General features: G+C 43.8%; 15 protein-coding genes. 5 read left to right on the forward strand and 10 right to left on the reverse strand.

The window, feature by feature from the left end; genetic code table 11:
• The first annotated feature begins 144 nt into the window (after positions 1-144).
• The 3 genes from AAEY72_RS06710 to AAEY72_RS06720 all read left to right on the forward strand — a co-directional run bounded on the left by AAEY72_RS06710 (position 145) and on the right by AAEY72_RS06720 (position 2,521).
• Positions 145-1,209: an energy transducer TonB gene (locus tag AAEY72_RS06710; RefSeq protein ID WP_352309962.1), complete on the forward strand. Its 1,065-nt coding sequence runs from the start codon at positions 145-147 to the stop codon at positions 1,207-1,209.
• 281 nt (positions 1,210-1,490) lie between these two features.
• Positions 1,491-2,081 carry a MotA/TolQ/ExbB proton channel family protein gene (locus tag AAEY72_RS06715; RefSeq protein WP_352309963.1) on the forward strand — a complete coding sequence of 197 codons (591 nt, stop codon included), beginning with the start codon at positions 1,491-1,493 and terminating at the stop codon, positions 2,079-2,081.
• A 38-nt stretch (positions 2,082-2,119) separates the two neighbouring features.
• Complete coding sequence (locus tag AAEY72_RS06720) at positions 2,120-2,521, forward strand: ExbD/TolR family protein (RefSeq protein ID WP_189585118.1); 402 nt, start codon at positions 2,120-2,122, stop codon at positions 2,519-2,521.
• A gap of 269 nt (positions 2,522-2,790) precedes the next feature.
• Here the strand turns inward: AAEY72_RS06720 and AAEY72_RS06725 are convergent, their stop codons facing one another.
• The 5 genes from AAEY72_RS06725 to maiA form a co-directional block, all read right to left on the reverse strand.
• Entirely contained in the window at positions 2,791-3,936 is a 1,146-nt protein-coding gene (locus AAEY72_RS06725; protein ID WP_352309964.1) for a HupE/UreJ family protein, read from the reverse strand.
• The gene (locus AAEY72_RS06730) at positions 3,933-5,177 is read right to left on the reverse strand and encodes a tetratricopeptide repeat protein (RefSeq protein ID WP_352309965.1); all 1,245 of its coding nucleotides are present in this window, start codon (positions 5,175-5,177) and stop codon (positions 3,933-3,935) included. Before AAEY72_RS06730 ends, AAEY72_RS06725 begins: the two co-directional genes overlap by 4 nt.
• Positions 5,178-5,253: 76 nt before the next feature.
• Positions 5,254-5,535 (reverse strand): hypothetical protein, encoded by a 282-nt coding sequence (locus AAEY72_RS06735; RefSeq protein ID WP_210540578.1) that lies wholly within the window; start codon positions 5,533-5,535, stop codon positions 5,254-5,256.
• Between the two features lie 27 nt (positions 5,536-5,562).
• The gene (locus AAEY72_RS06740; protein WP_352309966.1) at positions 5,563-7,068 is read right to left on the reverse strand and encodes a DUF4331 domain-containing protein; all 1,506 of its coding nucleotides are present in this window, start codon (positions 7,066-7,068) and stop codon (positions 5,563-5,565) included.
• Between the two features lie 503 nt (positions 7,069-7,571).
• Positions 7,572-8,219, reverse strand: a complete 648-nt coding sequence (gene maiA, locus AAEY72_RS06745; RefSeq protein WP_502945357.1) for a maleylacetoacetate isomerase — start codon at positions 8,217-8,219, stop codon at positions 7,572-7,574.
• A 130-nt stretch (positions 8,220-8,349) separates the two neighbouring features.
• Between maiA and AAEY72_RS06750 the strand changes: the two genes are divergently transcribed.
• On the forward strand, positions 8,350-9,207 hold the full coding sequence (locus AAEY72_RS06750; RefSeq protein ID WP_352309968.1) for an IclR family transcriptional regulator: 858 nt from the start codon (positions 8,350-8,352) through the stop codon (positions 9,205-9,207).
• Positions 9,208-9,286: 79 nt separating this feature from the next.
• On the opposite strand, the gene AAEY72_RS06755 is transcribed toward AAEY72_RS06750, so the two are convergent.
• The 5 genes from AAEY72_RS06755 to AAEY72_RS06775 form a co-directional block, all read right to left on the reverse strand.
• Positions 9,287-10,339, reverse strand: coding sequence for a TRAP transporter substrate-binding protein (locus tag AAEY72_RS06755; protein WP_352309969.1), 1,053 nt, complete (start codon positions 10,337-10,339; stop codon positions 9,287-9,289).
• 35 nt (positions 10,340-10,374) lie between these two features.
• Complete coding sequence (locus tag AAEY72_RS06760; RefSeq protein ID WP_010197491.1) at positions 10,375-10,950, reverse strand: VOC family protein; 576 nt, start codon at positions 10,948-10,950, stop codon at positions 10,375-10,377.
• 124 nt (positions 10,951-11,074) lie between these two features.
• Positions 11,075-12,376: a fumarylacetoacetase gene (gene fahA, locus AAEY72_RS06765; protein WP_352309970.1), complete on the reverse strand. Its 1,302-nt coding sequence runs from the start codon at positions 12,374-12,376 to the stop codon at positions 11,075-11,077.
• 273 nt (positions 12,377-12,649) lie between these two features.
• On the reverse strand, positions 12,650-13,846 hold the full coding sequence (locus AAEY72_RS06770; protein WP_240216023.1) for an amino acid aminotransferase: 1,197 nt from the start codon (positions 13,844-13,846) through the stop codon (positions 12,650-12,652).
• A gap of 275 nt (positions 13,847-14,121) precedes the next feature.
• A complete protein-coding gene (locus AAEY72_RS06775; RefSeq protein ID WP_352309971.1) occupies positions 14,122-15,051 on the reverse strand; it encodes a LysR family transcriptional regulator in 930 nt (309 codons plus the stop codon).
• A gap of 170 nt (positions 15,052-15,221) precedes the next feature.
• On the opposite strand from AAEY72_RS06775, the gene hppD reads away from it, so the two are divergent.
• Complete coding sequence (gene hppD / locus AAEY72_RS06780; protein ID WP_194619718.1) at positions 15,222-16,322, forward strand: 4-hydroxyphenylpyruvate dioxygenase; 1,101 nt, start codon at positions 15,222-15,224, stop codon at positions 16,320-16,322.
• The last annotated feature ends 28 nt before the right edge of the window (positions 16,323-16,350 follow it).

Below are 16,350 nucleotides of genomic sequence, written 5' to 3' on the forward strand. Positions count from 1 at the left end.
ATTATCATAAAATCACTTTTTGATCAACCTGCCAAGTTTAAGAAGGTAAGTATATCAATCGTGTAGAGAGTGAAAAGTGTTAGATCATTCGCTTTCAACTATCTAAGAACTTATTAAAGAAATCGATATACAGGTTTGTTTTTAATGAGTATTCTAATCATCATGATACTACCGAATCCATTTACTCGTCCTCTCAATGCTTGGGTCACCATTTTTGTGGTTGCCTTGCACGGTGCCACGGTATGGGCAATGATATCTATCGATACCCCAAAACCTCCCGAAATAAAAAATAAACCAGAGACCATTCAACTAGAGCTAATCACATTAGCGTCACCTCCTACCAATAGGCCAAGTACAGAACCTCGATCCAAACCTGTCTCAGAAAAACAACCCGTCTCTGAGACTCAACCAATCAAACCATTAGAAAAAGTAGTAGCATCTGCTCAGACGTCATCAGCTGCAACATTAAAAGCTGAAACAAAAGAAGCGCCAATGCCTTCAACAACAAACACTGACGTGGCTAAAAAACCACCCAATTTAGAAAGTAATCCTGAAAATTCTCTCGAAAACCCCTCATCAGGGTCACCATTGACGACAGTAGAATCAAGAAAAATATCGAATGTATCAGACGACACAGAGCAAGATCTATCGGCGATGATTCGAGCTGTGACAGCGCAGTTCAACCGTGATCAAGCCAGACAGAAACGTGCACTAGGAAAACAAACCAACCGAAAGCTCGCCGAACAAGAGCAATGGCGCATACAAGCAACCAATGAAGCAATTGCCAACATGCTGAAGTTAGCTGCTGCCCAAGCCGAAAAGCAAGTCACTGATCAGACCGCTATAGATGAGAAGGCTGATAAAAATAGTAAGGTTAATAAAAGTGACGAGACTGCCCCGTTTTTGGCAGATTATGGCAGCTGGCTCGATAAGCACGAACCGACGACTAGCTTACCATTGCTAATATGGCGTAGCATTGATACTGAGCTCGGTGATGTATTTATCGTCATGCTAGAGTTGCATGTCAATAAAGAAGGCTATATTACTGAGGTGCAACTGCTTGAACCCTCAGGCAGTCCAATAATCGATGCAATGGCAACCACGCAAGTTAGGACAGGGCAACTCAATCCACTGCAAAAAAACGGTAAGACAGTTGATGCGATTGTGCCGATGTCATTGGTATATGAGAGACCGACATTTAACAATTAACATAGAATTTGTAAGGTCTTTCACCGATGCTAATGATAGCAGCTGTTTTTAAATGAACAACACGGTCTATCATCAGATCAATATAAAAAAGATACGGCAAGTCTAGGTATTATCAACTTCCTTGCTTGCTGTGTGCTTGGCACTTCAGAGCCTTAGAAAAAATCATCCCAGCAGTATGGTATTTTTTTAAAGTGAATCTACTATAATTACGTCAAGATAGTTACGTTAAGATAGTCAAGTCAAGTCAAGTCAAGTCAAGATAGTTACGTTAAGGAAGATGTATGGATCTTATGGATTATTGGCAATACACAGATATTATTACCAAGGCTTTATTTTTTGCGCTTTTGGCGTTATCGGTTGCCTCTTGGGTCACAGGGATTTTGCGGCTGTATTATAGTCGACAACTGGCCAAAACTGTCGCGGCTGATTTAGCACAGCAATTACAAAAACAAGTACCGCCTAGTTTGCAAGCCAGTGCAGAGGAGCGCAGATTGATGACCGAGCAGACTTTATTGCAACTAATTGGTCGCTATCGACATCGCAGTGAGCAAGGATTGCCGCTACTAGGTACGACTGCCGCTATTGCGCCCTTTATTGGATTATTTGGTACGGTATGGGGCATATTTCATGCGCTACGCAGTATCGGCATGAGCGGGCAGGCAGGGCTTGCGCAAGTGGCAGGTCCAGTAGGTGAGGCGCTCATCATGACGGGGCTTGGTCTTGCCGTTGCGATTCCCGCTGTGATTTTTTATAACATTATTGCGCGTATGAATCGTCGAACGTTATTCTTAGCCAATGATATCGCTCACGGTCTCTTAGGTGCATCGATGCGTCCAGCAGTGACGACAGATAAAACGAATACAAACGTTTAGATCCTTGCAATTTATTGGCTATAAAAAAGGAGACACGCATGGCGTTTCATCTAGGAGATGATGACACTCAAGGTTTGAGCGAAATGAACCTGATACCGCTCATCGATATCATGCTGGTGCTGATGATTATCTTTTTAGTGACAGCGACAGTGATGAACCCAACTGTGCCATTGGATCTGCCCAAGACCAGTGCTACGATTAATGATTTGCCTGATGACATATTACAAATCAGTATTAATCAAGATAATGAGCTGTTTTGGGATGAAGAGTCGCTGTCATTACCGCAACTACAGACACGGTTTGCGCAAGCAGCAAGTGATGGGCTAGATCCTAGTATTCATCTGCGCGCAGACAAAGACACTCGTTACGATATGGTGGCGCAAGTCTTGGCTGCTGCGAGTAATGCAGGTCTTACTAAAGTTGCTTTCGTCAATGAGTAAGCTTTTGGAATATCACCGTAAAAAATACGTCCTACCATCAAGAAGATGCTAGGGCGTGTCATCAATTAGCACATGAATACATTTAGTGGTCTTAAAATGGCTAAATTTAGCCAAAAGTCGTCAGAAATCTTGTCAATATGTTCATATTTACGGCAATTTATTCCTTGTTTGGCTGCAATTTTCCTCAGTTTAAGTCTCACAATCTAAATGATGACACGCTCTAGGGTTTATTTTTTGAATCAGCTTAAAAGGAAGAAAACGGCAATTATCTAAAATGCCCGTTCAAAAAACCACCACAGTGCCACTAAAATACTAATCAGCGAACCGATATAAAATATAATCCATTTATAAAATTGTGTGTGACGTAATAGTAGCGCTATGGGAAATACCAAAGCGATAAATACTAACTGTCCCATCTCAATGCCTACGTTGAAACTCAACAACGCTAATACACGTGCACTGGTAGCAAGTGGCAAATCTACCAATACATTGGCAAAACCAAAACCGTGAATCAGTCCAAAAACAAAGGCCAGATAGACCGCTCGTACCCGTAGTAATGGCACGACATTATTGAGCGCGGCAAAGGCAATAGACAATGCAATCAAAGATTCGATAAAGCGTGGTGGTATGCTAACGATTTGCAGTGCGGCTAAGCTAAGTGTAATGGAGTGAGCGAGTGTGAACGAAGTCGCAATCCAAAACACTTCAAGCAGCGCCGCTTTTGGTTTAGTGACAGCAATCAATTGTTTCTGTTTGCGCACGTACACCGCAGGAATGAGCAGTACAAATAAGAATAACAGATGATCCCAACCAATCAGCAAGTGGTGTATACCGCTTTTGAGAAAATTAGTCGCGGTAGACATCCAGCCAGTATTTGCCTGCGACCCTAATGGGCTTTGGCCTACTGCCAGCACTTGTAGGGCGGTGTCATCATTAGCCTGAGTCAGAATCAATCGGTGGTTGGCATCAATACCTGCCAATATCTGGTAATCAAGATTATCGATAGGCTGAGTACAGCTTAAGGCAAAATTGCTATATAAGTAATTAAATCCGCCACGTGTATTAATGGCCAATGGCGCAAATTTTGTAATTTGACACGCTTGTGCGTTACTTTCTAGTTTTATTTTGGATTGAATCAATTGCTCTATCAGCGATGTCTGTGACTTTATTTCTGCCCAACTGACTTGACTGTCTTTGTTTGGATCTATATCAATCAGCAACGCTAAGTCGCGCAGTGAAAGCTCATATTCAGCATCATATTTACTCTCTGCCGTACTCTCAGAGTCGCTCAGATTGAGGTTTAAGTAGGCGGTACTAGACTCATGCGCTTGTGCCACTGAACACGTAAGCACCAATAACAGCAGCGTCAGGTAACGATAAGTATGATTTCCAATAAGTCTGCGAAGCGCATTCATAAAAGCTTCTCCTTATTCATACCTTGCATGCTTACGGTTTGCGTGCTTTTGGCTTGAGTGTTGGACGTTTGCGTAGTGGCAACTTGGCAATTTAGACAATCACTGATTTTACCTGAGCGTAGCGCTTGCTCCAGTGCAGGATATTCGAATTGCGTGTCTGTCATGAATTGGCGTATTAGCTTGATGTCTGCTTGGCTGCCAGCTTTGATAGCTGCGCTCGCATAGAGCACGATATCAGCCGTTTCACGCTGCTGTTGCCAATTATCTTGAGCCAATTTTAGTGCTGAGTCTACTTGATTGGCCAGCAAAGCATAAGTCGCTTGTTCGCGCATATGAGCATTTTCTTTGCGTATCTGCCATACCTCAATGCGCTCTTTCATCAAGGCCAAGTTTTTCTGTGCTTGAGGGTCGCCTAATTCCATTTGAGCAGTGATAAGGCGTAGTAGCAAGGCGTCTTTATCCGTATGCTCTCGGAGCATATCGCGCACCTTTTCATACTCACCGATACTCAATAGCCAGTCAGCGCGAGCCATCAGCGCCGGTACGGTTTGATCGTCCATCACACTAAAAATCTGATTGGTAAGCGAAGTATCTTGGCTACGTAATGCGGCATCTGCTTGCATCAAGTATATCCAGCGAGCAGTTGATGCATCTAACCCAGGTGCGATCGCCGCCAGCCCACTGAGTGTTTGTTTTGCCTGTTCAAGCTGCCCAGTCATGCTCTGTATCTGAGCCTGACAAGCCAACTCATAAACACGCAATTCAGGATCATCAAGTTTGTTGCAGTAGCTCAAAGCGTCTTTAAACTGACCTTGGACGACCAGTAAAGAAGAAAGAGTCAATAGAGCATCTGGATGAGTCGCTTCTTGTTCTAATATCTGCGTTAGTAACTCTTTTGCTTGAGCAAATTTATGATCTGACTGCAATGCTCGTGCTCGTAGCATTAGTGTATCTATACTCTGATCTGTGCTCTGATCTAACTGCGCACGTGCCTGACCCAATGCTCGAGGATCGCCTTGTAGATAGGCACGCTCTAACAATTGACTGGTTTGTGCTGGGGTATTTGTGTGTGTGTCAGTTCGAAAGTCAGCAGCGTTTAGATAGCGCGGCGCTGGGGAATCTGTAGGCAGGGTCGCTAGAATTTGTTGATCGTCTTTTGGTATAAAGGGGGCAGCGTGAAGCAGTTGGCTGCTGAGAGGTAATAACAGTAATAATCCGATAGGGAATTTAATCCAATGCATAAAATATCTCGGCTCAAAACATAAAGAAACACCCAATCAGTAAACTGATTAGGTGCTTGGATAACTTCAGGTCAAACTACAGCGAGGCATTGGCGCCTGATACTGCGACAGGTTCTGCCAAATTGGCTTCAGGCAGCATCACCCGATCAATATCTTGAGGCTCATCAGTGTCGACATTATTACTAGCATCAATCACAGCAGAGGTATTATTAACAGCTAACTTCGCTTTCGCTTGGTCTGCCGCAACAGCATTATCAACCTGATTTGACGAGTCAAAGTCATTGTTGTCATTATCATTGAAACAACCAGAAAGTGCAGCTGATCCAGTGATCAATACGGCTAACATTATATAGCGCATAGTATTTCTCCTTGGGTTAGATTCAGCTTATCGGCTACCTGGGGTTGGGGTGGTTAGATAAGGGAATACTGAGTCAAATTCGGTCGCAGGTTTTAGCGCACCATCAGTGAATAGACCTTTACCGGCTTTAGCATCCTCAGGCACACAAGTGACGTCTGCAGGCAATCCAGCATGACATAAAGCACCCATAGACACTCTCAACGCAATGTCAGTGACATCATCACCAGGACGTCTACCGTTTGGAAAACCTGCAACATCTTTAGCATTAGCACTTGGGCGACCATCGTTCTGACCTGGAATAATACTAATCACACCCAAATCGTTTTGATTGGCAGCTGCAACAGCAGGCGTGCTAGTGTTAAGTCGTAACATATCTGCGGGCACTTGTTTTGGATTAGCAGGTTTGTTGATAGTAGGAACACCCGTTAAAAAGGCAGTGATTAAATCTTGACGAGGGAAGTTCGTTGGCGCTACTGCACCCGCATCTCCATACAAAGTTTCAATCAATGCTGGAAGCGTGGGGTACTGGACGTAGGGAGCAAATTTCGCTAAATCGTCTTTTGGCTCTGATGCATTGAATTTATCTTTATCTTTAAGTCCAATAACCACTTCATTGACCAATGGCATACCTAGTCTTGAAACCTGAGTCCATGCACCGCCTTTTTTGGCTGTTGTACTGATGCCTGAAGCAGGATTGCCATTTACCAAGGTCGCTTGACGCACGCTCGCCGTTGTCCAAGCACCGATGACAGGATCGTCACCAGTCGCGTTGACTAAGCAAGCTTTAGGGACTTCCATGGCAATAGAGGTAATGTTTTTATCTGCCAAGATGTTAGTACCACCATTACGTGCACCTAATGGGTTTAGGTTGATTAAATCAAACACTCTACCCAAGTCAATTGCAAAGCTCTCAGCACGTTGACCAACAAATACTCGACCTTGACCACAGCTACCCAAGTTTAACGGCTTAATAAAGCTGCGTGCATAGGTAGGGTAGTCAGCAAACGATTTGGTACCGATATAGTCAAATGGTTTTTTGAAATTGCCCAAATCAGTGCGTGAGCCACTACGGCGATCGCCTTTGACCATCGTGACGTCATAGCTCTCACTGGTTTGTACGTTAGCAGCAACCGAAGCATCACCAGCGTTGGACAAAGGAATGGCGACATTTGCTGTCGATGGGTTGCCATCTGAGTCGATTTCGATACTGTTTAAGTTTTGGGTAAAGTCAAACTGGAAGGTAATATCTTCGACAGCATCGCCGTTGTTATCGATATGGATTTCATACAAGGCATCGTCGTCTAATGCGAAGTAATTAGGTCCACCGTAAGCGTCTTGTAGCGGTAGATAGTTGGCAATAATCGTGACGTAATCGGCTCGATTATTTTCATAACTATTAAACATATAAAAGTCAGTGGCATCGACTTTAGGGGTTTTGGTAATGGAAGGGGCTTCACGGTGACTAGAGGCGACGGCGCTTGCGCTAACGCATAGAGTCATGGCGGCTATTAGAGCCTTTGTGGTGTGTTTCATACGGATCCTTGTAGAAAAACTTAAGTGATAGAGGCTGTGAAAATTTTATAGCATATGAACTTTGATGAATTCAATTAAATTCTAAAGTTTGATTAATTAAATTAAATAGTGTCCTTACCAAGTTCATTTAAACTATACACTGAATTAGCTCAAATTATTAGAACTTTTATCGGTTTTATCATACCAGTCGTCGGTTTTTTACAAAAAACTGCTTTGAAAACAATATCAAAGCAGTTGTACTAAAGTCAGTAACTATCGCCTATAATCAGTTCAAAATCAAGAGGGTGTATTAAAATAAGAAGGTTTAATCAGTGAAAAATAATATCGATACATCACGCACTGCTGATGTCAATTTTTCTTGCTTACTGTGCCTGCGCAGACAGAGGCTTCGAAAATCAATCCCAGCAATGCTATGTTCTTTTTAAGCTGTGTTCTTTTTACATTGAGTCGACTATAGAACCTATTTTGCAACGTGCTTATCCTTTCAATAACGGGTTCGTGATTTATTGAGGCTTAGGGGCATCGGGTTGCATCATAGGGTCAGCATCTGCAAAGGCTTTTAGCGTGCGGCAGTGGGCATCAATAGCGACGACGTTGGGATAAGCGCTGAGGTCTACTTTAAAACGGCGAGCAGAAGAAACCTGCGGAATCAAATAGCAATCTGCAAACGTAGGGCTGTCACCATAGCAGAATTGTCCGCGATGATTATCCGCTGCCAAACGTGTTTCTAAAGCGGCAAATCCTTCACTGATCCAGCGATTGCACCATGCAATGACATTTTTTTCGTCTACTGATAACTCATTACGTAAATATTGTAAGATACGGCGATTGTTAAGCGGATGAATGTCGCAACCAATCATGGCGCTCAACGCGCGCACATGCATACGTCCAGCCGCATCTTTAGGCAACAGCGCGTGCTCAGGATAGACGTCTTCTAACCACTCCAAGATAGCTGGACTTTGGTATAATAGTAAGTCATCGGCTTGTAATACTGGCACCAATCCTTGCGGGTTAATCGCTTTAAAGGCAGTCTCTAACTGCTCATCTTGTGCCAAATTGATTGCGATATCATCGTAATCTAAACCTTTTAGGTTCATGGCGATACGGGTACGATAAGAGGTGCTGCTACGAAAGTAGCCATAAAGTGTCATCATTATTAATTCCTTTTATTATGATATGTTGTGAATGTTCAACACGGCCTAAAACAAGCGTGATGATGTTAAATCTTTATCCCGACTTTAAATTGACATTTAACTAAGTAAATTATTCATTGAGCAAATCATGCCAGCAGCCAAAACCCTTTTAGATAGTTCTGTCACCAGTAAAAACCAAAGTGGCGTCCAGTCGCTTGAGATTGGGCTATCGATTCTAGATGTGCTGATCGACCGCAATGAGCCTATGATGCTAAAGGATATCGCTGAAGCCATGCAAATGCACCCAGCAAAATCCCATCGTTACTTGGTCAGCCTCATTCGTAAAGACTATGCTCGTAAGCTCGATGATGGTCGCTATGGTCTTGGCGATAGAGTCAATGCACTGGCGTCATTAGGACATACTGGAGTCAACCAAAACAATTTTTTGGCGCGTCTCACGCAGGTGGCTAATGAGATTAAAGACACCCTAAATTGCGGGGTACAAATCGCCAAATGGTTTAGTGAAGGCCCTATTATCATTCAGTCGGTTGAGCCAGACAGTCCAATCAGTATCATTACTCGCATCGGTTCTCGTATGCCACTGACGACATCGGCGACAGGGCAGTTATTTGCCAGTTATCAACCTGATGTTGTCATTCAGCCATTGGTTGAGGCCGAATGGCACACGAGTGCTGCAGCAGCAGAGATGTCAGAGAAGTGGCAACATTTTACTCAACTGCAAGCCAAAATTCGTACTCAAGGCTATGCAACAGTGACGGGCGATATGCTCATGGGCATTAATGCCATTACGATTCCTGTTATCTTACCGCAGCTTGCCAGTAGTGCTGCTAAACCATCCACGAGTAGTGATAAAACTGTTAACGAAGCGCTACCGTTAGAATACGCCATTACTATCATTGGAACCACAGAGCAGTTACCGATGAGTGAGCAACATAACGTGGTCGAACAAATACTCGCAATAGCGCAGCGTTATCAAATAGCGTAGCCAGTATGTGATTCTATAAGCTAACTGGCTATCGCATCAAAAGATTTATTTTCGAAAATCATCTAATGATATTCATCCTCTAAACCATACAGACGCTACTGGCCGCTTTTGCTTTTTCGTATACGTTGTCAGCGTCTAGACCAGTGGCATTCACTTCATCAAGGTAATGCTGAGAGCCTTCCATTAATGGGCCCCTCCAATCTGGGTCATTGAGTGGATCAGGGATATCAATCATGATATCGCCTTTTGCTTTGGCGGCGGCCATCGCTTTGGCATTGCTGACGTCAAATACTTTAGAGATATGCGCTGCCAGCTCTGCGCCAGAATTGTCATCAATCACTTTTTTGAGGTCATCAGGCAAGCTGTTATATTTATCTTTGTTCATACTGATCACAAAGGTAGAGTTATAAAAAGGAATGTTGGTGTGCGTATTGATCAGCTCATCAAGGCGAAACGCTTGAATGGGCTGCCAAGTAAAGCTGAGCCCGTCAATGACACCGCGCTGAAGCGAGGTATAAGTATCACTGGCAGGCATGCCGACAGGTGCAGCGCCCGTCGCCTCAATAATGTGGCTCGCAACCGCAGAAGGTTGGCGAATACGCAGCCCTTTCATGTCGGCTGGTGTGCGAATAGGCTTGTCAACGGTATGAAGTGCGCCTTGACCAGTGCCTATCAGCGCTAGCAAGTGAGTGTCTTCGTATTCGTCTTTAATGACACCCTCATCATATAACTTATGAAGTATACAGCTCTGCTGCTCTGCAGTATTTGTGATACCTGGCAACTCTACGATTTGAGTCAAAGGGAATCGTCCTGCTGTATATCCTTGCGCTTGCATACCAATATCCACACTGCCTTTCGCCGTAGCGTCATAGGTAGCACCTGGTTTGCTGAGCGTCGCAGAAGGGTATATCTCAACCTTTAAGCGGCCTTTTGAATCTGCTTCAATTTTCTTCGCCCATGGCTCTAATGCTTCGGTGTTTATATTGTCAGTGGCAGTCATAAAGTGCGAGAATCGCAACGTTGTCACTTCACCTGCATCCGTAGATGCGCTGACCGCTTGATCGTTATTGGAGCAACCAGTCATCGCAATAGAGGCAGCCAAGAGTATTCCTAAAGGGGTTTTTACTTTCATCATCGAATCCTTTCATGATGGTTAGATATGGTTTGCTATTCACCGACAGGGGCGACTTCACGCGCTTCAGCCAGCTCTTCACTATGCAAAAACTGCGTATGTGCTGGGGCGCGTTTGGTACGAGACCACTCATCTAGCATGTCTTGCTTGATGGCGTCTGTAATCATCGAGACTTTGTCTTCTGAGGTTGGATCGTCATAAGTCAGCTCAAGGCGATGACCATTAGGATCAAAGAAGTAAATAGAATGGAATATACCGTGATTGGTGACGCCAATGACATCAATGCCGCCTTGTTCCAAATGCTCTTTGGCAATCAATAGCTCATTACGGTCTTTGACCTTTAGCGCCAAGTGTTGCACCCAATTCGGGGTATTTGGATCAAAGCCCATTTCAGGTTGGTTGGGTACTTCAAAGAAGGCCAAGACATTGCCACTGCCAGCATTTAAGAAGACGTGCATGTATGGGTCAAAGGCTTTGGTTGAAGGCACGTGATCTTCTGCGAATGCCAAAATAAAATCCATATTTAGGTGTTTTTGATACCATTCAACGGTTTCTTTGGCATCTTTGCAGCGATAAGCCACATGATGGATTTTCTCAATTTGAAAGCTCATATCAAACTCCTTTTGATAGGGCGTAAATTTCATATTAATAGACAAACTGTCAGTACTTATAGACGGTACATCATTGTTGTCTGACAGTTTGAATCTACTTTTACGCCTTTTTTATATGCGGTTATTATTTATCAAAATCAAAGCTAAGTGCGGGTAGTACTTTGCCGCGTACTTCGCCAAAGCCAACACGGATGCCGTCTTTCTCGCTATAGCCTTTCATGATCACTGTGTCGCCATCTTCGATGAAGCTGCGCGTCTCGCCACCTTCAAGCGTGACAGGTTTAGTCGCATTCCAAGCAATCTCTAGCATCGAGCCATAAGAGTCAGGCGTTGGCCCTGAAATCGTACCTGAGCCCATCATGTCGCCGACTTCGACTTTGCAGCCAGTGATAGTGTGGTGTGTCAATTGCTGTGCCATTGACCAGTACATATATTTAAAATTGGTCTCACAAAGAACAGTAGCCGTCTCCGCATTTTCAGGCAGTAATTCAACCGATAGATGGATATCAAAGCTGTTATCGCTCACTTTTTCATTTAAATAAGCAAGTGGCTTAGGTTCTTGTGTTGGGCAAGCTGTTTTGAACGGGGCCAGTGCATCCATGGTGACAATCCAAGGGGAAACCTCAGAAGCAAACGTCTTAGCATTGAATGGCCCTAAAGGTACGTATTCCCACTTTTGGATATCTCGGGCTGACCAGTCGTTGAGCAGCACCATGCCAAAGATATGATCAGAGGCCTCATCTACTGCGATTGGTTGACCGATATGATTGCCTTTACCAACGACAAATGCAGTCTCTAACTCAAAATCTAAACGCTTACAGGCAGAAAAAATAGGACGGTCATCAGGGTTGGGCTTTAGCTGGCCTGATGGACGTACGATATCCGTCCCGCTAACGATGACGGTGCTGGCGCGTCCGTTATAGCCAACAGGCATTTCAGTCCAGTTGGGTAATAGAGCGTTGTTTGGATCACGGAACATGGTGCCGACGTTGGTCGCGTGCTCTTTAGAAGAATAAAAATCTGTAAAGCCGGGCACTTGAACCGGCATATGCATAGTGACATCTGCTTGCTTAAACAGCGCCTTTTTTTGCAAGTCTGCATTGTCACGTAAGGTGTCATTGTCGCTAGACAGCAGTGTTTGAATAGTTGTGCGCGCCTGCGTCCAATTGTCTCGACCAGAATCAATAAAAGCATTCAGAGTAGATTGGTCAAAGTAAGGGCCACCGTCCAAATTTAATAACCCTTCTGTCTCCAGTACGGACAAATCCAGTACATGCTCACCGATGGCAACACCAGCGCGGCGCTTGTTATTACCAGCAGCGTCTTCGATATCGCTAAAAATACCGTAGGGGAGATTGTGGATTGAAAAGTCAGAATCAGCGGCGATATCGATAAATGAGGTGAGGCTTGCGTCAATCGTTGACATGATTTGCTCCTTGCTAATATAAATTTATGATTACGTTATAATTAACTACTTACGTATAATGTAATTTATTGATATGTGGATTGCAAGTTTTTTGTGCAATGGCTTGGCGTTATACCTGCTATAAAATTGATATCAGCAGTGCGTGATGTATCGATATTACTTTTCACTGACTGTAGTATTATTTTTACTAATTAGACCAAAATGGAACATAAAAAAAGGCTGAGCAAGTGCTCAGCCTTTTTATCAAACCACATTTTTAGCCGTGTGATTTAATCAGTCTTTTAAAACCTTTACCATGGCATTGGCCACGTAATCAATGTTGTTGACATTTAAGCCTGCCACACACATACGTGAGTTAGATACCATGTAAATACCAAATTCGGTTTGTAATTGCTCGATTTGCTCAACTGTCAATCCGGTAAAGCTAAACATACCGTTTTGACGAGTAATATAATCAAAACTACGCTCAGGAAGCTTAGACTCTAATACCGACTTGAGCTTTAAGCGCATGGCTTTTATACGGTCGCGCATGCCATAAACCTCACTAACCCACTGCTGGTATAGTGCGTCATCATTCATGACGATATCGACCACACGTCCGCCATGCGATGGGGGACTGGTATAAATACGGCGAACGATGAAATTTAACTGACCAAAGACGCGTTCGGTTTCCTCTACGGTAGGGCAAACGACGGACAGACCGCCGACACGCTCTCCATACAGAGACAAGTTTTTCGAGTAGGAATTGCTCACGAATAATATGAGATCCATATCAACCGCTTTACGGATAGCATAAGCATCACTGTCCATATCCTCGCCAAACCCTTGATAGGCAATGTCCATAAAAGGAATCAACTCACGCTGTTTTATCACCTCTAAGACTTTATCCCATTGCGCTTTGGTCAAATCCATGCCTGTTGGATTATGGCAGCAAGGGTGCAATAACACGATATCCTGCTTATTCAAAGTTTCAAAAAAACCGATCATCTCATCGAATTTGATGCTGCTGCTGGCTTTATCGTAGTAAGGATAAGTGCCAACTTCTACATCGCAGCCTTCAAAAATAGCGATATGGTTGCTCCATGTCGGGTCGCTGACATAGCACTTCGACTGCGGGAACCATTGATGAATAAACTCAGCGCCAACTTTTAACGCACCTGAGCCACCGAGGGTCGCTATCGTAGCCACACGACCATCAGTTAGCACTTGAGCGTTTTTACCAAACAGTAAGTTTTGGCAAGCGCTACGATGACCAGGCAATCCTGCCATTGGTAGATATGGACGCGCAGAGATAGGATCTGCGATGCGTTCTTCGGCTGTTTTTACACAGTCCAGTACGGGCAGTACCCCTTCTTCATCGTAATAGATACCGATGCCCAAATTGACTTTATTGGGATTGGGATCAGCAGAAAACTTGTCCATAAGCCCTAGGATAGGGTCACCAGCATAATATTCTACACTTCTAAACATTCTGTATCCTTACAAAAAATATGAGTCGCGAAGCCAAAAAGCATAAATCAAATGGATAATTAACTCAACGTAAGATTTAGTCACATTGACTGACGACAAGCCAAATAATCTATAAAACGCTTAAAAAACACCAACATGCCCTATTTATTTTTTAACTATATTTATGGTTTGCGTCAAGGATTGAATAAACTTGGCTTACGTACTATGAAAATTAAATGCTATGAAAATTAAGTGCTATGAAAATCAAATACCGTACAAACTAAGTATTATGCAAATTAAGTATTGTGCAAGCCATCAAAGTGATCGTTAAAATATGTCTGTAAAAATTGCTTGAAAGCAATAGTGGCAGGCGATAACGCGCGTGAGGAGCGTTGATAAATAAAGAACTGTCGCATCTTAACAGGCTGGGACAAAGGTCGCATTTGCAAGCCGTTGGCACTGACCCAGTCGATAACTTCAGGCATGTAGGGCAAGCAAAGCGTAATGCCAAATCCTTGACGGGTCATCTCAAGGGCGGTAGACATAAAATTCACTTTATATCGTGCCTGCTGGATATGGCTGGCGATCTGATCGTCCAGTTCTGCTGTCACTTGTTCAATAAAAGGACCTTGCAGTGTGATGAGCGGAATGTCTAATAAATCCTGCCACGTTATCTCACGTTTTTGTGCCAGCGCATGGCTGTCAGGCATGACCACACAAAATGGCAGCTGATATAACAAATCAGCGTTGACATCGTCATCAGTCTCCATAAAGCCAAGCTCAGTACCGACACCCAAATCGACTTCGATGTCTTGAATATGTCTAAGTAAGTTTTCTGCTGAACAGTCCAATAACGACACGCCAATCTCAGGGTGCTGTTTGGAAAACTGAGCGATAACTGCTGGCATGGACGAGGCTGCGAACTGCGAAACGGCTAGCCGTACTTGACCTTGCGCCAAGCTAGTCAAACTACTCGCCTCATTTTCGAAAAGCTGCATCTCATTCAAAATACGCCGTGCTTGCGGCAACAAATGCCGTCCAACTACCGACAAAGACAGCTGACGGGTAGTACGGTCAAATAACACAATACCGAGGCCAGATTCTAATTCTTTAATCAATCCACTAACGGCTGATTGGGTCAAGTGCATCTGATCGCTGGCACGAGTAAAGCTACCGTTGTCAGCGACTTGGATGAAAGCGGTGAGTTGGCGAATGCTGATATTCATAAGTAAACCTGATAAATAAATCATAAAAAACAATTAGTCTTATAAATAAACCTAATCTAATATAAATGCATCGTCAATAAGAATTATTGATTGAGAGTATTTTCTCATATTGCTTTCTCGTATTGTTTTTATGATTTTTAGACCACCAATTGAAATTAAGGATGATTACAATGGCAGATTTATTTGAAAATCCAATGGGCTTAAATGGGTTTGATTTTGTTGAATTCGCATCACCTAAACCAGATGCTGTCGAGGCATTGTTTAAACAGCTTGGCTTTGCACACGTGGCCAATCATCGCTCAAAAGACGTTGCGCTATACCGTCAAGGTGACATCAACCTTATCCTGAATCGTGAGCCAAAAAGCCAAGCCAGTTACTTTGTAGAAGAGCATGGCGCGGGCGCTTGTAGTATGGGTTTTCGGGTGCAAGATTCCAAACAAGCTTACGAGCGTGCCATCGAGATGGGCGCGCAGCCAGTAGACGTGCCAACGGGTGTAATGGAGCTGCGCCTTCCTGCTATCAAAGGTATTGGCGGTTCATTGATATATCTGATTGACCGTTATAAAGATGGTGAATCTATCTATGACGTCGACTTTGAATTTTTTGCTGATGTAGACAGAAACCCTATCGGACATGGCTTTAAAGTCATCGATCATTTAACCCATAACGTTTACCGTGGTCGTATGGCCTATTGGGCAAACTTTTATGAGCGTGTCTTTAACTTCCGCGAAATTCGATTTTTTGACATCAAAGGTGAATACACTGGTCTGACCAGTAAAGCCATGACCGCACCTGACGGTAAAATTCGTATCCCGCTAAATGAAGAAGCGAAGCAGGGCGGTGGTCAGATCGAAGAGTATTTGATGCACTTTAACGGTGAAGGTATTCAGCATATTGCTTTGGCTAGCGATGACTTGTTTGCCAGTATCGATAAGCTAAAAGCGGCTGGTATTCCACTAATGACCGCACCAAATGATACTTATTACCAAATGCTGGGTGAGCGTCTACCGGGTCATGGCGAGACTGTGTCTGAGCTACAGATGCGCGGTATTTTGCTCGATGGCACGACTGAGGGTTCTGTCCCACGTCTGCTATTACAGATTTTCTCTGAAACTATCTTGGGCAGCCCAGTGTTCTTTGAATTCATCCAACGTAAAGGCGATTACGAAGATGGTTTTGGCGAAGGTAACTTCAAAGCCTTGTTTGAATCTATCGAGCGTGACCAAGTGCGCCGCGGCGCGGTTGGTCAGCCACAGACTGAAACGCCATAATTTACGCTACATTTAGAAAAGCTCATAA

Origin of the sequence: Psychrobacter sp. W2-37-MNA-CIBAN-0211, assembly GCF_040309405.1 — a bacterium.
In the GTDB taxonomy this organism is placed as follows: domain Bacteria; phylum Pseudomonadota; class Gammaproteobacteria; order Pseudomonadales; family Moraxellaceae; genus Psychrobacter; species Psychrobacter glaciei.

What these genes read in the sequence shown, in the direction of transcription:
- AAEY72_RS06755 (WP_352309969.1), bottom strand. Translation starts at nt 10,339, where the DNA reads ATGAAAGTAAAAACCCCTTTAGGAATACTCTTGGCTGCCTCTATTGCG.
- AAEY72_RS06750 (WP_352309968.1), top strand. Translation starts at nt 8,350, where the DNA reads ATGCCAGCAGCCAAAACCCTTTTAGATAGTTCTGTCACCAGTAAAAAC.
- AAEY72_RS06735 (WP_210540578.1), bottom strand. Translation starts at nt 5,535, where the DNA reads ATGCGCTATATAATGTTAGCCGTATTGATCACTGGATCAGCTGCACTT.
- AAEY72_RS06760 (WP_010197491.1), bottom strand. Translation starts at nt 10,950, where the DNA reads ATGAGCTTTCAAATTGAGAAAATCCATCATGTGGCTTATCGCTGCAAA.
- AAEY72_RS06770 (WP_240216023.1), bottom strand. Translation starts at nt 13,846, where the DNA reads ATGTTTAGAAGTGTAGAATATTATGCTGGTGACCCTATCCTAGGGCTT.
- AAEY72_RS06730 (WP_352309965.1), bottom strand. Translation starts at nt 5,177, where the DNA reads ATGCATTGGATTAAATTCCCTATCGGATTATTACTGTTATTACCTCTC.
- AAEY72_RS06710 (WP_352309962.1), top strand. Translation starts at nt 145, where the DNA reads ATGAGTATTCTAATCATCATGATACTACCGAATCCATTTACTCGTCCT.
- AAEY72_RS06715 (WP_352309963.1), top strand. Translation starts at nt 1,491, where the DNA reads ATGGATCTTATGGATTATTGGCAATACACAGATATTATTACCAAGGCT.
- AAEY72_RS06740 (WP_352309966.1), bottom strand. Translation starts at nt 7,068, where the DNA reads ATGAAACACACCACAAAGGCTCTAATAGCCGCCATGACTCTATGCGTT.
- fahA (WP_352309970.1), bottom strand. Translation starts at nt 12,376, where the DNA reads ATGTCAACGATTGACGCAAGCCTCACCTCATTTATCGATATCGCCGCT.
- AAEY72_RS06725 (WP_352309964.1), bottom strand. Translation starts at nt 3,936, where the DNA reads ATGAATGCGCTTCGCAGACTTATTGGAAATCATACTTATCGTTACCTG.
- AAEY72_RS06775 (WP_352309971.1), bottom strand. Translation starts at nt 15,051, where the DNA reads ATGAATATCAGCATTCGCCAACTCACCGCTTTCATCCAAGTCGCTGAC.
- hppD (WP_194619718.1), top strand. Translation starts at nt 15,222, where the DNA reads ATGGCAGATTTATTTGAAAATCCAATGGGCTTAAATGGGTTTGATTTT.
- maiA (WP_502945357.1), bottom strand. Translation starts at nt 8,219, where the DNA reads ATGACACTTTATGGCTACTTTCGTAGCAGCACCTCTTATCGTACCCGT.
- AAEY72_RS06720 (WP_189585118.1), top strand. Translation starts at nt 2,120, where the DNA reads ATGGCGTTTCATCTAGGAGATGATGACACTCAAGGTTTGAGCGAAATG.